At 70.0% G+C, this 15,875-nt stretch carries 17 protein-coding genes; 7 read left to right on the plus strand and 10 right to left on the minus strand.

Annotation, left to right across the window (positions count from 1 at the left end):
* Positions 1–178: 178 nt before the first annotated feature.
* A complete protein-coding gene (locus tag ACIA77_RS35430; protein ID WP_395890421.1) occupies positions 179–1,156 on the plus strand; it encodes a beta-ketoacyl-ACP synthase III in 978 nt (325 codons plus the stop codon).
* On the opposite strand, the gene ACIA77_RS35435 is transcribed toward ACIA77_RS35430, so the two are convergent.
* Positions 1,153–2,631 (minus strand): adenylate/guanylate cyclase domain-containing protein, encoded by a 1,479-nt coding sequence (locus tag ACIA77_RS35435; RefSeq protein ID WP_395890422.1) that lies wholly within the window; start codon positions 2,629–2,631, stop codon positions 1,153–1,155. The two genes, ACIA77_RS35430 and ACIA77_RS35435, sit on opposite strands and share 4 nt — an antisense overlap.
* Before the next feature lie 82 nt (positions 2,632–2,713).
* Between ACIA77_RS35435 and ACIA77_RS35440 the strand changes: the two genes are divergently transcribed.
* Positions 2,714–3,202 (plus strand): FBP domain-containing protein, encoded by a 489-nt coding sequence (locus ACIA77_RS35440; protein WP_395890423.1) that lies wholly within the window; start codon positions 2,714–2,716, stop codon positions 3,200–3,202.
* Here the strand turns inward: ACIA77_RS35440 and ACIA77_RS35445 are convergent.
* Together ACIA77_RS35445 and ACIA77_RS35450 are read right to left on the minus strand one after the other, a co-directional pair.
* Positions 3,199–4,005 (minus strand): class I SAM-dependent methyltransferase, encoded by an 807-nt coding sequence (locus tag ACIA77_RS35445; RefSeq protein WP_395890424.1) that lies wholly within the window; start codon positions 4,003–4,005, stop codon positions 3,199–3,201. The two genes, ACIA77_RS35440 and ACIA77_RS35445, sit on opposite strands and share 4 nt — an antisense overlap.
* Before the next feature lie 44 nt (positions 4,006–4,049).
* Entirely contained in the window at positions 4,050–4,748 is a 699-nt protein-coding gene (locus ACIA77_RS35450; protein ID WP_395890425.1) for a FadR/GntR family transcriptional regulator, read from the minus strand.
* A gap of 65 nt (positions 4,749–4,813) precedes the next feature.
* On the opposite strand from ACIA77_RS35450, the gene ACIA77_RS35455 reads away from it, so the two are divergent.
* Positions 4,814–5,164, plus strand: coding sequence for a VOC family protein (locus ACIA77_RS35455; protein WP_395890426.1), 351 nt, complete (start codon positions 4,814–4,816; stop codon positions 5,162–5,164).
* A 222-nt stretch (positions 5,165–5,386) separates the two neighbouring features.
* On the opposite strand, the gene ACIA77_RS35460 is transcribed toward ACIA77_RS35455, so the two are convergent.
* Positions 5,387–6,253, minus strand: a complete 867-nt coding sequence (locus ACIA77_RS35460; protein WP_395890427.1) for an SDR family NAD(P)-dependent oxidoreductase — start codon at positions 6,251–6,253, stop codon at positions 5,387–5,389.
* Positions 6,254–6,361: 108 nt separating this feature from the next.
* Between ACIA77_RS35460 and ACIA77_RS35465 the strand changes: the two genes are divergently transcribed.
* A complete protein-coding gene (locus ACIA77_RS35465; RefSeq protein WP_395890428.1) occupies positions 6,362–7,018 on the plus strand; it encodes a TetR family transcriptional regulator in 657 nt (218 codons plus the stop codon).
* On the opposite strand, the gene ACIA77_RS35470 is transcribed toward ACIA77_RS35465, so the two are convergent.
* The 5 genes from ACIA77_RS35470 to ACIA77_RS35490 are packed head-to-tail and all read right to left on the minus strand — an operon-like array spanning position 6,993 to position 10,928.
* Positions 6,993–7,760 (minus strand): ESX secretion-associated protein EspG, encoded by a 768-nt coding sequence (locus ACIA77_RS35470; protein ID WP_395890429.1) that lies wholly within the window; start codon positions 7,758–7,760, stop codon positions 6,993–6,995. The genes ACIA77_RS35465 and ACIA77_RS35470 overlap by 26 nt on opposite strands.
* Before the next feature lie 7 nt (positions 7,761–7,767).
* Positions 7,768–9,165, minus strand: a complete 1,398-nt coding sequence (locus ACIA77_RS35475) for a WXG100 family type VII secretion target (RefSeq protein ID WP_395890430.1) — start codon at positions 9,163–9,165, stop codon at positions 7,768–7,770.
* Positions 9,165–9,788, minus strand: coding sequence for a DUF3558 domain-containing protein (locus tag ACIA77_RS35480; protein WP_395890431.1), 624 nt, complete (start codon positions 9,786–9,788; stop codon positions 9,165–9,167). Before ACIA77_RS35480 ends, ACIA77_RS35475 begins: the two co-directional genes overlap by 1 nt.
* A gap of 58 nt (positions 9,789–9,846) precedes the next feature.
* Positions 9,847–10,446 (minus strand): DUF3558 domain-containing protein, encoded by a 600-nt coding sequence (locus ACIA77_RS35485; RefSeq protein WP_395890432.1) that lies wholly within the window; start codon positions 10,444–10,446, stop codon positions 9,847–9,849.
* Between the two features lie 14 nt (positions 10,447–10,460).
* Positions 10,461–10,928, minus strand: coding sequence for a hypothetical protein (locus ACIA77_RS35490; protein ID WP_395890433.1), 468 nt, complete (start codon positions 10,926–10,928; stop codon positions 10,461–10,463).
* A 242-nt stretch (positions 10,929–11,170) separates the two neighbouring features.
* Here ACIA77_RS35490 and ACIA77_RS35495 point away from each other — a divergent pair, with 242 nt between their 5' ends.
* Entirely contained in the window at positions 11,171–11,932 is a 762-nt protein-coding gene (locus ACIA77_RS35495) for a sulfite exporter TauE/SafE family protein (protein WP_395890434.1), read from the plus strand.
* A gap of 124 nt (positions 11,933–12,056) precedes the next feature.
* Here the strand turns inward: ACIA77_RS35495 and hisC are convergent, their stop codons facing one another.
* A complete protein-coding gene (hisC, locus tag ACIA77_RS35500) occupies positions 12,057–13,112 on the minus strand; it encodes a histidinol-phosphate transaminase (RefSeq protein WP_395890435.1) in 1,056 nt (351 codons plus the stop codon).
* Between the two features lie 104 nt (positions 13,113–13,216).
* On the opposite strand from hisC, the gene ACIA77_RS35505 reads away from it, so the two are divergent.
* Together ACIA77_RS35505 and ACIA77_RS35510 are read left to right on the plus strand one after the other, a co-directional pair.
* Positions 13,217–13,849 carry a dienelactone hydrolase family protein gene (locus tag ACIA77_RS35505; protein ID WP_395890436.1) on the plus strand — a complete coding sequence of 211 codons (633 nt, stop codon included), beginning with the start codon at positions 13,217–13,219 and terminating at the stop codon, positions 13,847–13,849.
* Between the two features lie 41 nt (positions 13,850–13,890).
* Positions 13,891–15,873 carry an acetoacetate--CoA ligase gene (locus ACIA77_RS35510; protein ID WP_395890437.1) on the plus strand — a complete coding sequence of 661 codons (1,983 nt, stop codon included), beginning with the start codon at positions 13,891–13,893 and terminating at the stop codon, positions 15,871–15,873.
* The last annotated feature ends 2 nt before the right edge of the window (positions 15,874–15,875 follow it).

Consider the following 15,875-nt stretch of genomic DNA (forward strand, 5'->3'; position numbering starts at 1 on the left):
CTTTACCGAGGCTCACCCGGCGATCAAGAACGACTTTGCCTAATACCTCCTATCGAGCGAACGTGAAAGAGGAGCGAGAGTGACGTGCACCACAACTGACCGGTCTACCCAGGGGTAGCCCATAGAAGTGGACGGAGCCGGCGGAACCGCCGCCCGCCGGAATGGGGAGGGAGAAGTCGTGTCTCGTGCTGCTGTCGTCACCGCGCTGGGCCGCGCGCTACCCGAACGGGTCGTGACCAACGACGAGATCGCCCAGCGCCTCGACACCTCCGACGAGTGGATCCGCACCCGCACGGGCATTCGCGAGCGCCGCATGGTCGCACCGGGCCAGTCCACAGTGGATCTTGCCGTCGAGGCAGGCCGGGAAGCCCTGCAGGACGGGCCCGCGGACGCGGTCGTGCTCGCCACCTCCACCGCCGACCAGCTGTGCCCCGCCAGCGCGCCCCAGGTCGCCGCGCGGCTCGGGCTCGGCACGGCCGCCGCGTTCGACGTGAACGCCGTGTGCAGCGGCTTCGTCTACGCGCTGGCCACCGCACAGGGCTTCATCGCCGGCGGCATCGCCCAGCGCGTGCTCGTGATCGGCGCCGACGTCTTCACCTCGCTCGTCCACCCCGGCGACCGCACGACCGTCCCGATCTTCGGCGACGGCGCGGGCGCCGTCCTCCTGCGCGCGGGCGAACCCGGCGAGCCCGGCGCGATCGGCCCGTTCGACCTGCACAGCGAGGGCGAGCTCGCCGAACTGCTGTGGGTCGAGGCCGGCGGATCGAAGCACCGCTTCTCCGAGGACGAGCGCGACCACCACCTCGTCATGCAGGGCACGGCCGTCTTCCGCCACGCGTGCGCGCGCATGGCCGAGTCGTCGCGCGCGGTGCTGGAGCAGGCCGGCTGGATGGTCGGCGACGTCGACCGGTTCGTCGGCCACCAGGCCAACATCCGGATCCTGCAGGCCACCGCGAAGCACCTCGGGCTGCCCGCGGACGCCGTGGTCGCCAACATCGACCGCGTCGGCAACACCAGCGCCGCGTCGATCCCGCTCGCGCTGGCCGACGCCGTCGCCGACGGGACGATCGTGCCGGGTCACCGCGTGCTGCTCACCGCGTTCGGCGCCGGCCTCACCTGGGGTTCGACGCTGCTGACCTGGCCCGAGCTGGGCTAGGTCGTCCAGGCGGTCGTCGTCTGCGGTCGCCCGCGCAGCAGCAGTTCGCCGTGCGCCGTCCAGAACTCGCGCTCGCCGCCGAGCGCGCTCTTGACGGCGGCCTCACTCGCGAGGATGCGCCCGGGCACGCCCTTCGCGTGCTCGGTCAGCCGCGCGGCCTCGTTCACGGCGTCGCCGATCACGGTGTACTCCAGCCGGCTCGACGCGCCGAGCTGACCTGCGAAAACCTGCCCGCACGCGACGCCGATGCCCAGGTCGAGCTCGCCGTCCGACAGCACGGCGTCGCGGATCGCGCGAGCGGCGGCGAGCGCCATCGTCGGGGCGTCCGAAAGCCGCGTCGGCGCGCCGAAGATGCACAGCGCGGCGTCGCCCTGGAACTTGTTGACCAGCCCGCCCCGCGCGTCGACGGCCAAGACGACGCTGGCGAAGAACCGGTTCAGCTTCGCCACCAGCTCCCGCGGCGGTGTGCGCGACGCCAGCGCCGTCGAGTCGACGACGTCCACGAACAGCGCCGTCACCTCGCGGACGTCGCCGGACAACGAGGCGCCGTACTCGAGCGCGTGGCGCGCGACGTCCGTGCCGACGTGCCGGCCGAACAGGTCCCGCATCCGCTCCCGTTCGCGCAGGCCGCCGGCCAGGTCGTTGACGGACGTCTGCAGCAGGCCGATCTCGCTGGAGTCGTCGACGTCCACGGTCACGTCGGTGCTGCCGCGGGCGATCTGATCGAGCGCCACGCGCAGCCGGTGCAGCGGAGCCGCGACGGCCCGCGCGAGCAGCGCCGTGCCGATCGCGCCCGTCACCAGGCCGATCACGGACAGCGTGATCAGGCTGGCGGTGGGGTTCGCGCGGCCGACCTCGGGCGGCGTCACGACCAGCAGCACGCCGACGAACGGCACGCCGCTGGCCAGCGCCCACACGACGATCAGCCGCGTCAGGACCGTCACCGGCAGCCGGCCGTAGGGCGGCGCGACGGCCAGCGCCATCGTCATCACGGGCCGCGCCACCCACTCCGCGGCGACGTACATCAGGCCGACGGTCGTCAGCCCGCCGAGTCCGATCGTGAGCGCCATGCCGGCGGAGTCTTCGGCCGAGCCCAGCACGCCGGCCAGCGTGCCGAGCGTGAGCGCGCCGATGAGCCACAGCGTGCCGCTGACCACGGCCATGTCGACGGGCAGCCGCAGCGCGCGCTTGGCCTCGTCCTCCGTCGGCGGGCGGCCGATCGTGAACCACACCACGGTGCGGCGCTGCAGGTAGGCCGTCCAGAACGTGCCGACGAGCAGGCTCACGGCCACGATCCCACCGGCGGTCAGCCCGAGGATCCAGCCGCGGTCACCGACGTCGGCGGGCAGACCCTGCAGGAACAGCAGCAACGCGACCACGGCCGACCCGGCGACGCTCGAGCCGATGCCGAGCGCGGCGAAGCCCAGGCTGGTGCGCAGAACCAGCCGGAACCGTCCCGCCGTTTTCCTGCGCACGCCGCCGATCGTATGGGCTCGGGGCGGGCTCGGCGAGAAAAGGCGTGGCAGGTCTCGCGAGCCGGTGGATACCGTGCTGGGCATGCAACCCCTCGACGCCGATCAAATCCGCGCGTCCTTCGTGAACTGTTCCCGCGGTGAGGCCAAGTCGGTCACGATCCCGGCCGGCGTCCCGTGGGCCACCCGCGACTTCCTCGGCTGGCGCGACCCGAAGGCGCCCGCCCGCGCGTACCTCGTGGTGCCCTACGAGGACGAGATCGTGGGACTGTCCTTGCGCGCGGCGCCCCCGCCGTCTTCGCGCTTGCGCAGCAACATGTGCGGCTTCTGCTCGACCACCCACGCGCTGTCCGACGTCACCCTGTTCACCGGCCGCCGCGCCGGGAAGCTCGGCCGCGAAGGCAACACGCTGGGGACGTACGTGTGCTCGAACCTGGCTTGCAGCGCGTACGTGCGCGGTGAACTGAAGCCGGACGTCCCGCAGCCCAAGGAAACCCTCTCGGTCGAAGACCGCGTCGCGCGGCTCGAGGACAAGGTGCAGCGGTTCGTGGCGCGGATCCTCGAGTCGCGCTAGAAGTCCCACTCGGCGATGCGGCCCATCCGGCGGATGGCCGGCACCAGCGCGGTGACCTGCAGCGCGAGCCGGGAGCCGAGGGGCAGGAGCCGCACGGTTTCGGGCGTGGCCCAGTGCGAAGCGTCCGAAGAGGACACCAGGCGCAGGCCGAAGCGCTCGAGTTCGTGCGGGTCGTCGATGCCCCAGTGCACGGTCGCGCCCGCGCGGCGCACGACCGGGTTGAGCTTCTGCACCTTGATGCCCAGGCTGCTGAACAGGTCCGACACCACGTGGCCGCTCGGGAACTTGCCGACGAGGCGGCGCACGAGCTCGGCGCCGTCGGCCGGCTGGAGGTACATGATCAGGCCCTCGGCGACGATCAGGGCGGGCGCGTCGTCCGGGACCTGGTCGAGCCAGGCGAAGTCGGTGACGGACGAGCCGATCGTCGTGTAGCCCGGGCGCTCCGGGTAGATCTCACGCCGCAGCTCGACGACGTCGGGGTAGTCGACGTCGAACCACCGGACGGTCTCCGGCGGATCCAGCCGGTAGACGCGCGTGTCCATGCCGCAGCCGAGGTGCAGCACGATCGCTTCGGGGTGCCGTGCGAGCCAGGCCGCGGCGCGATCGTCGATCGCCTTCGCGCGGATGGCGACGGACGCCGCGGAGTCGCTGTTGACGCCCATTTTCGAGAAATCCGCGTCGATGCGCTTGACGGCTTCGTCGGCGGCCGTGTCGCCCAGCAGCGGGTGTTCGCGGCGGGCGTCGAGCGCGCGGGCGTAGAGGGTGGCCAGCATGGTGGCCTTCTCCTCGGTGAAGTGGACCATCGCATCCCCAGAACTGTCATAAGTTTCAGAAACTTGTGAACAGTCTACGCCTCCGCGTCGGTGCCCGCTGCGTAATCGTGGGCGTACGTCTTCGCGTCGAGCAGGTGTTTGAGCGTGGTCTCGCGCGCGGCGGGTCCGTCGGAGCGGCGGATGGCCTCCAGGATCGCGCGGTGCTCGTCCACGGCCTTGCGGATCTGGCCGGGCAGCCGCAAGGCGGCGCGGCGCTCTTCGCCCACCAGGGCGAGCACGGAACGCAGCAGGTCGGCGACGTCGTCGCTGCCGGCGTTGCCCGCGATGACGCGGTGGAACTCCGCGTCGGTCGCGATGACGCGCAGCATGTCGCCCATCTCGGCGGCCGCGCCCATCTCGGCGACGTTGTCCTCCAGCGTCTGGACCGTGCGGGGTGAGTGGCTGTGGGCCAGCCGCTCGGCCAGCGTCGGCTCGACGGTGGCGCGCAGGTCGAACAGCTTCTCGACGAGCTGTTCGTGCTCGGAGAACCAGCTGCTCAGCGGTGCTTCGGTCGGTTCGCGAACGTACGTGCCGGAGCCCGCGCGGATCTGGACGTAGCCGATGGAGTCCAGCACCCGGAGCGCTTGCCGGAGCGACCCGCGGCTGATGCCCAGCTGCTCGCAGAGGGCGCGTTCGGCGGGCAGGCGCGAGCCGGGGGCGAGCTCGCCGGAGTCGATCATCGCGCGCAGGTGGTCGACCGTGGCGCTCCAGACCTGTTCGGATTCGTGGGCCACCCGTCCATCCTGGCAGCTGGGTCCGGTCGCCGGAAAATGTCGGTGGTCCGTGCCACTGTGTGCGGGTGGCTGGGAAGTTCAAGGATCTGTGCCTCGACGCGAGGGATCACCAGGCGGTGGCGGACTGGTGGTGCGCCGCGATGGGGTATGTGCGGCGGGATGCGGTGCGGGGCGAGGAGCGGCTGGTGGAGTGGCCGGTGCCGATCGTGGATCCGGCGGGGGAAGGGCCGTTGATCTGGGTCAATCCGGTGCCGGAGGGGAAAGTGGTGAAGAACCGGCTGCACCTGGATGTGTGGGGTGATCCGGCAGAGTTCGAGGCGTTGGGGGCGCGGATGGTGCGGGAAAAGGGTGGGGATGTCGAGTGGTGGGTGATGGAAGATGTGGAGGGGAATGAGTTTTGTGTGTTTGATTTGTGAGGGGTGAGGATTCGGCTCGATGCGCTGGCGCGCATCGTTGCGCTGGGGGAGTTGTTGCGGTGGGCACCCCGATTTTTGATCGTCACTACGGTCTGGACTTCTTGTCAAGGCGGGAAAGAGTACCTTGACAAGAAGTCCAGACCGCGTGGAAGGCGGGGATCGTGGTGCTGGGAGGGGGCTGGGTGCGCACGGTTTTTCGTAGAGGTGGTGCGATTTTAGTGATTAGTTGGTGACGCTTGGGAGGCTGTTTCCGCGTTGGGATTGCCAGGTGTCGCCGGATTGTGGGTGGTCGGTGGAGCGGCTGAGGGATTCCCATTTCTCGTCCGTGGTGACGCGGGCGCGCCAGACTTCGCGGCCGTATTCGTAGGCGTCGCTGCCGGCGAGGAGGCGTAGGGGCGGGTCGGGGAGGGCGGCTACCTGGAGGACCAGGTCGGCGACTCGGGCGGGATCGCTGTTCGCGGTCTGGTCGAAGTTCGCCATGGCGCGGGCTGAGGCGCCGACGGTGGGCTCGTAGGGCGCGGAGATGGGCGGGGTGGTCATCGAGCTGCCGGCCCAGTCCGTGCGCATGCCGCCCGGTTCCAGGACCGTCACCTTGATGCCGAGCGGACCGACCTCGGCGGCGAGGGCTTCGCTGAAGCCGCCGACGGCCCACTTCGCCGACTGGTACGCCGTCATGCCCGGGCTGCCGATGCGGCCGCCGACGGACGAGATCTGGATGACGCGGCCGCCGCCCTGGCGGCGCAGGACCGGGATCGCGGCCTTGGTGACGTAGACGGTGCCGAGGAAGTTCGTCTCGACCTGGCGGCGGAAGACGTCCAGGGTCGTGTCCTCCAGCGCCGCGCGGTCGCCCTGGCCGGCGTTGTTGACGACGACGTCGATGCGGCCGAACGCGTCCACGGCCGAAGCCACGGCGGCCGACGCGGCGGCTGGGTCGGTCACGTCCAGTGGCACGACGTGGACCTGGTCGCCGAAGCGTTCCTGCAGGTCAGTGAGTGTTTGTGGGTTGCGCGCTGTCGCCACGACCTGGTGACCGGCGGCGAGCGCGCGTTCGACGATCTGGCGGCCCAGGCCGCGGGAAGCGCCTGTCACGAAGAAGACCATCACGTACCTCCGAGGTGTTAACGCAATCTGCTTGCGTTATGTGCACCCTAACGCTGCCGGAGGCTCTAACGCATCCCGCTTGCGTTAAAGTGTGGTGTGCATCGCCGAGCTCGTTCCGAAGAGGCCAAGCAGCAGCGCACCGAAGACCTGCTGACGGCGGCCCGCAAGCTGGCCGTCGACCTGGGTGGGGTCCGGCACGTGACGTTGCAGGCCGTCACGGAGACGGCCGGATTACACCCGTCGGCCGTGCGCCGGTACTTCGCCAGCCGCGAGGAGCTGTTCCTCGAGCTGGCCGAGCGGGGCTGGGAGGAGTGGCGTGACCTCGTCACGGCCCGCCTCGCCGGCCGAAAAGGCCTGCCGCCGGGTGACGTCGCCGAGGCGCTGAGCTCCACGATCGTCACGCTGCCGCTCTTCTGCGACCTGCTGACGCACGTGGTGCTGAGCCTCGAAGGTGACGTGTCCGTCGACCGCGCACGCCAGTACAAGGCGCGGTCCTTCACGGCGTACGACGTGATCGTGGCCGCGCTCGTCCAGGCCGGCACGCTGTCCACGGCCCAGGTCCACGACCTCATCGCCGCCCTGCTGGGCACGACGTCGTACTTCTGGCAGCTCTCCCACCCGACCGCCACGCTCGCCGAGCTCTACCGCCAGGAACCCCAGTGGGGGCACAGCGCGCTCGACTTCGAGCCGCGCCTCACGCGGCTGCTGCGGGCGACCGCCGAAGGGCTCAGCGGGCCAGGGCGTCGAAGGTGAGGTGCAGGGCCTCGACCAGGTGGGCGTGGTGGCCGGGGTGGACCTGGATCTGCAGCTCGCCGCCGGTGGTGTCCAGGAACGTCAGGACCCGGCCGCGGCCGGTGAGGTCCAGCACGGACAGCGGGGCGCTGCGCATCCGCTGGCCGGAGCGGTCGCGCGTGGCCGCGTAGAGCTGGTGGGCGGCGTCGCGGCCGGCGCGCATCAGGTGGCGGAGCTCGTCGGCCTCGTGCGGGAGCTCGGCGAGCAGGTCGTCGGTGTCGTACTCGCGGCCGAGGTCGTCGTAGTGGGCCTTGGGGATGCGCAACGGCGCGATCCGGGCCGGGGCGCGCGACGGGAGCGCGGCCACGAAGTGTTCCGCCGATTCGCGAGCCGGCACGGGGTCGAGCTGGACCGTGCGGTGGTCGGTGATCAGTCGGACTGCGTCGCGGCCGGACTCGGCGACGAGGATCGCGCCGTCGTCGTCGCCGTTGCGGAACGTGCTCCACGAGTACAGCTCGCGGCGGGGGCGCGCGAGCACGTCGAGGGTGGCCCGCCACTGCGGGGTGAGATCGCCGCCGGAGGTGGCCAGCCCCAGGTCGTAGAGCGCTTCGAGCGCGCGGCGGCGCAGCGTCGCTTCGGCTTCTTCGGTGCGGTACTCCTGGTCCGGGTTCACCACGACGGGCAGGTCACCGAGCTCGGCGACCTGCCACGCGGTCAGGAACACGGCCCGGGGCAGCCGCACGGGTCTGTCGATGATGGTCATCGGTCGCTCAGGCTCCGATGGTCGGGGGCGTCGGCGGAAGCCCGGTGTGGGGGTCGACGAGCCGGCCGCCGTCGTCGTCGGTCAGGCTGAAGGCGGAATCGTCGTCGACGCCGTATTTGCGTTGGTGCTCGGCGTCTTCCTCGCCCTTGCCGCGACCGCCGGCGGCGCCCATGCCGCCCATCCCGGCCGCGCCGCGCGTTCCGGCTGCCCCGGTCGCACCTTTGCCGGCCAGCCCGCCGCGCGCGCCTTCTTCGAGGGCGCCGGTGCCGGAGCCCGAGCCGCCGCTGAAGCGGGAGCCGCCCGCTCCGCTGCCGAACCCGCGGCCGGCTCCGCCGCTGATCCCGCGGCCCGCCGCGCCTCCGGCTCCCGCGCCGGCGCCGGTTCCGAACCCACCCGCGAGCCCAGGCGACCACGAGGAACTCCCGTCGCCACCCGGCGAACTCGTCACCGGCGGGGTGAACCCGGGCCACTGCTCGGGTAGCGACGTGGGCAGATCGCTGGACGTGTGCGTGTCGTCGTCCGACGTGTCACCCGGGTGGTCGACGTCGCCCGGCGGCCGGTGCTGCTCGGGCGGACGGCCAAAGAACCCCGGCGGCTCGATGATGCCGATGGGTCGCTCGACGGTGGGCGGCGGCGTCGTCGTGTGCCGATCGTCAACGCCGGGCAGGTTCGTGCGGGAGTCCGTTGTCGTTGTCGTGGTGGTGCCGGTCTTGTCGGTGGTGTTCTTGCCCGTCCCCGTTTCTTCGGTCCGGACGTGCTTCTCCCGCGTGGTTTTCCCCGGCTTCGTGATCGTCACGGTGCCGTCGAACTCGTCCAGCTTCCCGTAGTCGGTCTTCAGCCCTTGGCCGCTGGTCTGGGCCTGCTGCGCGTACCCGTTGTAGCGATCGAGGTTCTGCTGCGCCAACTGGTTGTACTGGTTGATCTTGTCCTCGGTATCCGTGTCCCACGGCGTCGCCACATCGATGAAACCCTTGTGCGGCGGCGTCCCCGGCATGGGCTGCAGCGCGGCCTTCATGTCGTCGAACCCGTGCGCGAGACCCGTGAGGTTCTCACCATTGGTCGTGTACGTCTGCGATGCCGCTGCCGTGGCATCCGAGAACAGCCTGATGCGCTGCTGCGCCGCCTCGGCACCGTCCCCCGTCCACACCGATTCGAGGCCCGTGCTGAGGTTCCGGACGTCCGTGCTGACGGTGTCGTGGTCGTTCGCCAGCTCGGTCGCCTTGCCGGCGCCCTCGTGCCAGCCCGAGGCTCCCGGGCTGGCGAGGATCTTCTGCACGAGCTCGGGCGCGGGCACGGCTTGGGTGCCGACGTTGCCGTGCCACACGTTCTCGGCCCAGTTTTCTGCTTCGTTGAAGCGGTCGTTCAACCACTTGGTGCCGTCGCCGACCATGTCGAAGAAGCCCATCAGGACCCCGCTTTCTGGCGCAGGTTGGTCACGACCATGTCGGCGACCCGCGCGGCGAGATCACACGGATCGGCTTTTCCGACTTTGCCGGCGCTGAGGACCAGCGACGCGTCGAACGAGAGCTCGTCGCTGACACCGACGCTGACCTGGCAGAAGTCATTCGGTGTGTCGTCGCTGTACGTCGAGTGGGCGACGGCGGGAAATCCCTGGATCGGTGGGAGTTCCTTCCACACCCTGGCCTTTGGCCTCGTGTTCGCGTACACGCTGGTAAGGCCTTGGTGCGTCTTCGTGGCGTAGCTGACGCTCACCAAGGCTGCGGCGTTCCAGTCGCACGCTGGGCCGATCCCGGAACTGTCGTCGCGCTTGCCGGTCGGCGCGGTGCCGAGGATCTGCTTGAGTTGGTCGGAGGTGAGTGCGTCGTGGCAGGGATCACCGGAGAGCACCGATGCGGGCAGGGGGTGTTCCACCTTGGGCGCGCCGCTGTGCGGCAATGCTGCTGCGGCGGGTGACTGCGGGGCGCTCGCTGGTGTTGCGGCGCTTCCGTCGGAGCAGCCCGAGACCACCGCGAGTGCTGCGGCTGCGCTGGGCACGGTGAGAACGATCCGATTGGTCGTCACGCGCATCTCGTGTCCTGATCCGTGGCCGACCCAGCGTTGGCAGCGCCTTCATGCCAGAAGCCCATCACGATCCCGCTTTCTGGCGCAGGTTGGTGACGACCATGTCGGCGACCCGCGCGGCCAGGGGACAGGGATCGGCCGTGCCGATCTTCGCGGTGCTCAGTCCCAGCGAGACGTCGAACGTCAAGTCGTCGCGGATACCGACGCTGACCTGGCAGAAGTCCTTGGAGTCGCTGCTGGCGTGTCCGACAGCCGGGTAACCCTGGATCGCCGGCAGCTCCTGCCACAGCTTGACCTGGGGCTTCGTGTTCGCGTAGACGCCGCTCAGACCTTGGTGGGGTTCGGTCACGTAGCTCACGCCAACGGCAGCCCCGCTGTCGCTGTTGTGCCAATCGCAGGCGGGGCCGAGCCCGGTGGTGTCGTCTCGTTTGCCTTGCGGCGAGATGCCGAGAATTTGCTTCAGCTGGTCTGAAGTCAAAGCTTCCTGGCAGGGATCACCACTGAGAACGGAGGCCGGTAGGGGGTGCCCAACCTTCGGCGCCCCGCCGTACGGCAGCGTCTTGGTGGTGGGCGGTGGCGGAGCGCTCGAGGTGACTGGGGCATTTCCGCCCGAGCAGCTTGCCACCAAGGTGAGCGTCGCAGCTGCGCCGCCCACGGCCAGCACCAAGCGATGGTTTGTCACGCGAACCCCTTGTCTTGATTTGCTGAAGCCGCGTTCTTGACGTCGGTCCCGGCTTGGTCCTGGGCCGCCTCGGTGATGCCGAGTGCTTGCTCAAGCCGGATCACGAGTTCGGCAGCGTAGCGGTATTCGCGTTCGACCGCGTCGGTCCCGTGGTTGAACGCCCCGGCGTTCGGGCCTCCGACCAGGACCTTGTTGTAGCCGGTGCTGCCCGGGTCGTCGGCTGGTGGCTGGAGCTGCAAAAGCCCGTTCGCTTTGAATCGCATCTCCCCGAGCTGGTCGCGGACCCGCTTGGCGGTGGTGAGCATGCTCCGCGCCTCGTCGACGCTGAGGCTGAAGCTTCCGCCGCCGCCGCTGCCTGAGTTGGGCATCGCGGCTCCGCCGGAGGCGCCGCCGCCCGGAGCGGGGGCGTCGGTGATCGTGAAGTTGAGGCCGGTCAGCCAGCCCGGCTCAGAGGCAGCAACCACTGCCTTCCCCCTCTGGTGATGCGTCGGCCCGACGCGGGCCGTCCCCTGGGCCCCAAGGGTAATGGAGTGATCACCCTCGGGTGGGCATTTTGCCGAAAACGGTCGGCTCCACTTCGGGGCGCCAGTGGCTACGCACGGTGACGGCCTTCCCGGGAGCATCTGGGGTCGGTTGGACTGTCTGACTTGCCACATCACGTCGCGGGGTGGGCGGGGGGTGCTTAGGGTCCGGGTGTGAGCGCTTTATGACGTGGTGGCACGCTGTGATCATCTTCGTCGCCGGGGTGTGGGCGGGGACGATCAACGCGGTGGTCGGGTCAGGGACGCTGGTGACGTTCCCCGTGCTCGTGGCGCTGGGGTACTCCCCGTTGACCGCGACGACCTCCAACGCCGTCGGGCTGGCGCCCGGGACCATCAGCGGCGCGTATGGCTACCGCGCGGAGCTCGACGGGTACTGGCCGCAGGTCCTGAGGTTCTCCGTGGCGTCGTTCTTCGGGGCCATCGGCGGGACGATCCTGTTGCTGACGCTCCCACCGGACGCGTTCGAGACGATCGTGCCCGTGCTCGTCGGGCTGGCGGTGGTGCTGGTGATCGTGCAGCCGAGGGTGTCGAAGTGGGTGCAGAAGCGCCGCGAGACCAACGGGATCGAGCACAAACCCGGCCCCCTGCTCATGGGGCTGCTCTTCCTCATCGGCATCTACGGCGGCTACTTCACCGCCGCGCAGGGCGTGATGATGATGGCCGTGCTGGGCATGCTGCTGTCGGAGCCCCTGCAACGGCTCAACGGCACCAAAAACGTCCTCGCCGCCGTCGTCAACGTCGTCGCGGGCGCGATCTACGCGGTCATCGCACCGGTGAGCTGGCCGGTCATCGGGCTGCTGGCCGTCGGCTCGACGCTCGGCGGGCAGCTCGGCGCGAAGATCGGCCGCCGCCTGTCGCCGACGGTGCTGCGGGGTGTCATCGTGGTGATCGGGCTTGCGGCAGTGGTGCAGCTGATCCTGAAGTGACGCACTGACGGCTGCTCGTTCCCGCTGTGGCAAGGAGTTTCCTCGACCGAACGCGAAATCGTTGACACGGGGCGCGGCAAGATCAGCGGAACGAATGCCGTTCCGCCGAAGTCTCACCGGCCCGTCACGGCAGGAACTCGCGGGCGGCCGTCAGGAAGAGGTCGTTCTCCTCCGGAGTCCCGATGGTGACGCGCGCGCCGTCGCCCGCGAAGGGGCGCACGATGAGCTTGCGGTCCAGCATGTGTTCCGCGAAGGCAACCGTGCGCTCGCCGAGCGGGAACCACACGAAGTTGGCCTGCGTGGGCGGGATTTCGTAGCCCATCTCGACCAGCGCGGCGCGCACCCGGTCCCGCTCGGAGATGATCTCGCGGCAGCGCGCCATGAGCTCGTCGGCGGCGTCCAGCGAAGCCATGGCGGCGACCTGCGCGATCGCGTTCACCGAGAAGGCCACGTACACCTGGCGCAGCGCCTCGGCGATGGAGGCGCACGCGACGGCGTAACCGACGCGCAGGCCGGCGAGCCCGTAGGCCTTGGAGAAAGTTCGCAGCACGGCCACGTTCTCCCGCGTCCGCGCGAATTCCACACCGTCGGGCACGTCGGGGTCGGTGACGAACTCCTTGTACGCCTCGTCGAGCACCACGAGCACGTGCGGGGGCACGGCGTCGAGGAAGCGCTCGAGTTCGTCGTGCTTCAGCACGGTGCCCGTGGGGTTGTTGGGGTTGCACACGAAGATCAGCTTCGTGCGGTCGGTGATCGCCGCGAGCATCGCGTCGAGGTCCAGGCCGTGGCCCGAAGTCAGCGGCACCTTGACCGACTGGGCGTGCGCCACCTGCGTGACGATCGGGTACGCCTCGAAGGAGCGCCACGCGAACATGGCCTCGTCGCCGGGGCCGCAGACGGCCTGGATGAGTTGCTGGCACAGGGAAACCGAGCCGCAGCCGACGGCGAGGTGGTCGATGGGGACGTCGAGGTCGGCGGCGAGGCGTTCGCGCAGGGCCTGTGAGCCGCTGTCCGGGTAGCGGTTGACGTCGGCCATCGCCGCGGTGATGGCGGCCTGCACGCTGGGGAGCGGGCCGCCCGGCACCTCGTTGCTCGCGAGCTTGACCGCGCCTTGGATCGTCCGGCCGGGGACGTACTTCGGCAACGAATCGAGGTCGGGGCGCGGTGCGAGGGACGGCATCGTCGGTTCTCCTCGGGTCTGGCGGGACGGCACGGCCACCGTATCTCGCGACGACCGATCGACAAAGGTTCCCAATGTTCACCCTGAGGTGATTGCATGAGTCGATGACGTCGACGAGCACCGTGGATTACCAGCGTACCGACGGCCACGCCCTGCGCCTGACCTTCGCGGAACCGGACGGTGCCCTGCGCGGCGGCCTCGTTGTCCTGCACGAAGGCGACGGCGTCACCGACGGCGTGGTCTTCCTCGTCGCGAGCCTCGCCGGGGAGGGCTGGCTCACCGTCACGCCGCACATCGCCAGCGGCGAGAAGCTGACGCAGCAGGACCTCCTCGACGCGACCGACATCACACTCGAATGGCTGGTGGAACGCGGCGTCGACGCGGATCTGCGCGGCGTGGTCGGCTTCGACCTCGGTGGGACGGCGGCGCTCGTCGTCGCGTCGCACCGGAAGCTCGGGGCCGCGGTGAGCGTCGGCGGCCAGGGCGTGACCGAGCTGCCGCGGCTGCTCGACATCGCCGGGCACGTCACGAGCCCGTGGCTCGGCATGTACGGCGACGCGGGCGACGACGCCGGCGGCGCCGAGGTGGAGCAGCTGCGGGAAGCGGCGGCGTCCGCGAAGGTGGCCACGAACGTCGTGCGCTACCCGGGTGCCAACCACCGCTTCGACGCCGACCCCGGCGCGGCCGAAGAGGCCTGGCAGCGCACCCTCGACTGGTTCGACGCCCACCTCCGTTAGGACGCTGGCCGGGGACGTTAGCCGCAGTTAACATCCTCGGGGTGACCCAGAATGCCGATGTTCCCGAAGTGCTCTGGCGACCCGACCCGAGCCGAGTGTCCGACACCCGAATCGAAGCGTTCCGCCGGTGGCTGCGCGAAGAACGCGGCGCGCCCGTCGAGGACGATTACGACTCGCTCTGGCGCTACTCCGTGGAACACGTGCCCGAGTTCTGGGCGGCCGTCGCCGAGTTCTCCGGCGTGCGCTGGCACGAGCAGCCGCGCGAAGTCCTGTCCGGCGAGATGCCGAATGCGAAGTGGTTCGACGGCGGCACGCTGAACTACGCGGAGCACGCGCTGAGCCCCGGTGTCGCGGGCGCGGCGAAGGCGGACGACGAGCTCGCCGTGATCTTCCACCGCGAAGACGGCCTCGCCGCGCAGCTCACGTACGGCGAGCTGCGCGCACAGGTCGCGGCCGCGCGCGCGGCGTTGCGGGCTCTCGGTGTCGAAAAGGGCGACCGCGTGGTGGCGCTCGCGCCGAACTGCCCGCAGACGCTCGTCGCGTTCCTCGCCGCCGCGAGCCTCGGCGCGATCTGGTCGTCGTGCTCGCCGGACTTCGGGGTGCGCGCGATCTCCGACCGCTTCGCGCAGATCGAGCCGAAGGTGCTCGTCGCGGTCAACGGCTACGCCTACAACGGCCGCGAATTCGACGTGCGCCCCACGGTCGAGCGGCTCCGCGGCGAAATCCCGTCGCTGAGCGCGACGATCCTGGTCCAGTACGTGGGCGAGGGGACCGTCGACGGCACCCTCGACTGGACCGAACTGCTCGCCGAGCACGCCGGCGCCGAACTCGCGTACGAGCCGGTGGAGTTCGCCCACCCGCTGTGGGTGCTGTACTCCTCGGGCACCACGGGCCTGCCGAAGGGGATCGTGCAGGGCCACGGCGGCATCGTCGTCGAGCACCTCAAGGCGCTGTCGCTGCAGTCCGACCTCGGGCCCGGCGAACGGTTCTTCTGGTTCACCACCACCGGCTGGATGATGTGGAACTTCCTCATCTCGGGCCTGTTGGTGGGCACCACGATCGTCCTGTTCGACGGCAGCCCCGGCCACCCGGACCTGAACGCGCTGTGGCACCTGGCCGAACAGCACCGCGTGACGTACTTCGGCACGTCGGCGCCGTTCATCCAGAGCTGCCTCAAGGCGGGGCTCGAGCCGGCGAAGCGCTACGACCTGAGTGCGTTGCGCGCGTTGGGTTCCACGGGTGCGCCGCTGTCCGTGGAGGGCTTCCGCTGGATCGCCGAGCAGATCGGCAAGTCGGTGCAGATCTGCTCGGTGTCGGGCGGCACGGACCTGTGCGCGGCGTTCGTCGCGTCGGCACCCGACGTGCCCGTGTGGCTCGGCGAGCTGTCGTGCCGGGCGCTGGGCGCGGCTGTCGCGGCGTACGACGAAGCCGGGAAACCGCTGGTCGACGAGGTCGGTGAGCTGGTGATCACGGAACCGATGCCGTCGATGCCGGTGTTCTTCTGGAACGACCCCGACGGCACGCGGCTGCACGAGGCGTACTTCGACATGTACCCGGGCGTCTGGCGCCACGGCGACTGGATCCGCGTCACCCGGCGCGGCTCCGCCGTGATCTACGGCCGCAGCGACTCGACGCTCAACCGCGGCGGCGTCCGCATGGGCACGGCCGAGTTCTACCGCGTGGTGGAGGGCTTCGACGAGGTCCTCGACTCCCTGGTCGTGGACACCTCCGCGGCCGGCAACGAAGACGGGCAGCTGTTGTGTTTCCTCGTGCTCGCCGCGGGCACCCGGCTGGCAGACGTCGAGCCGAAGCTGCGGAAGGAGCTTCGTAGCGCTCTGTCACCGCGTCACGTTCCGGACCGGTTTGTGGTGGTGAGCGAAATCCCCCGTACCTTGAACGGTAAGAAGTGTGAGGTACCGGTGAAGAAGATACTCTCCGGAGTCGCGCCGGAGAAAGCCGTGAGCAGGGACGCACTGGCCAACCCGGCCGCTCTCGCTCCGTTCACGGAGCTCGCCGGAGGGTGACG

The organism is Amycolatopsis sp. NPDC051903 (assembly GCF_044452505.1).
Taxonomy (GTDB): domain Bacteria; phylum Actinomycetota; class Actinomycetes; order Mycobacteriales; family Pseudonocardiaceae; genus Amycolatopsis.

Excerpts from the sequence above, each read along its gene's own strand:
- ACIA77_RS35440 (WP_395890423.1), top strand. The coding sequence starts at position 2,714 with ATGCAACCCCTCGACGCCGATCAAATCCGCGCGTCCTTCGTGAACTGT.
- ACIA77_RS35445 (WP_395890424.1), bottom strand. The coding sequence starts at position 4,005 with ATGGTCCACTTCACCGAGGAGAAGGCCACCATGCTGGCCACCCTCTAC.
- ACIA77_RS35470 (WP_395890429.1), bottom strand. The coding sequence starts at position 7,760 with ATGACCATCATCGACAGACCCGTGCGGCTGCCCCGGGCCGTGTTCCTG.
- ACIA77_RS35475 (WP_395890430.1), bottom strand. The coding sequence starts at position 9,165 with ATGGGCTTCTTCGACATGGTCGGCGACGGCACCAAGTGGTTGAACGAC.
- ACIA77_RS35480 (WP_395890431.1), bottom strand. The coding sequence starts at position 9,788 with ATGCGCGTGACGACCAATCGGATCGTTCTCACCGTGCCCAGCGCAGCC.
- ACIA77_RS35495 (WP_395890434.1), top strand. The coding sequence starts at position 11,171 with ATGACGTGGTGGCACGCTGTGATCATCTTCGTCGCCGGGGTGTGGGCG.
- hisC (WP_395890435.1), bottom strand. The coding sequence starts at position 13,112 with ATGCCGTCCCTCGCACCGCGCCCCGACCTCGATTCGTTGCCGAAGTAC.
- ACIA77_RS35505 (WP_395890436.1), top strand. The coding sequence starts at position 13,217 with ATGACGTCGACGAGCACCGTGGATTACCAGCGTACCGACGGCCACGCC.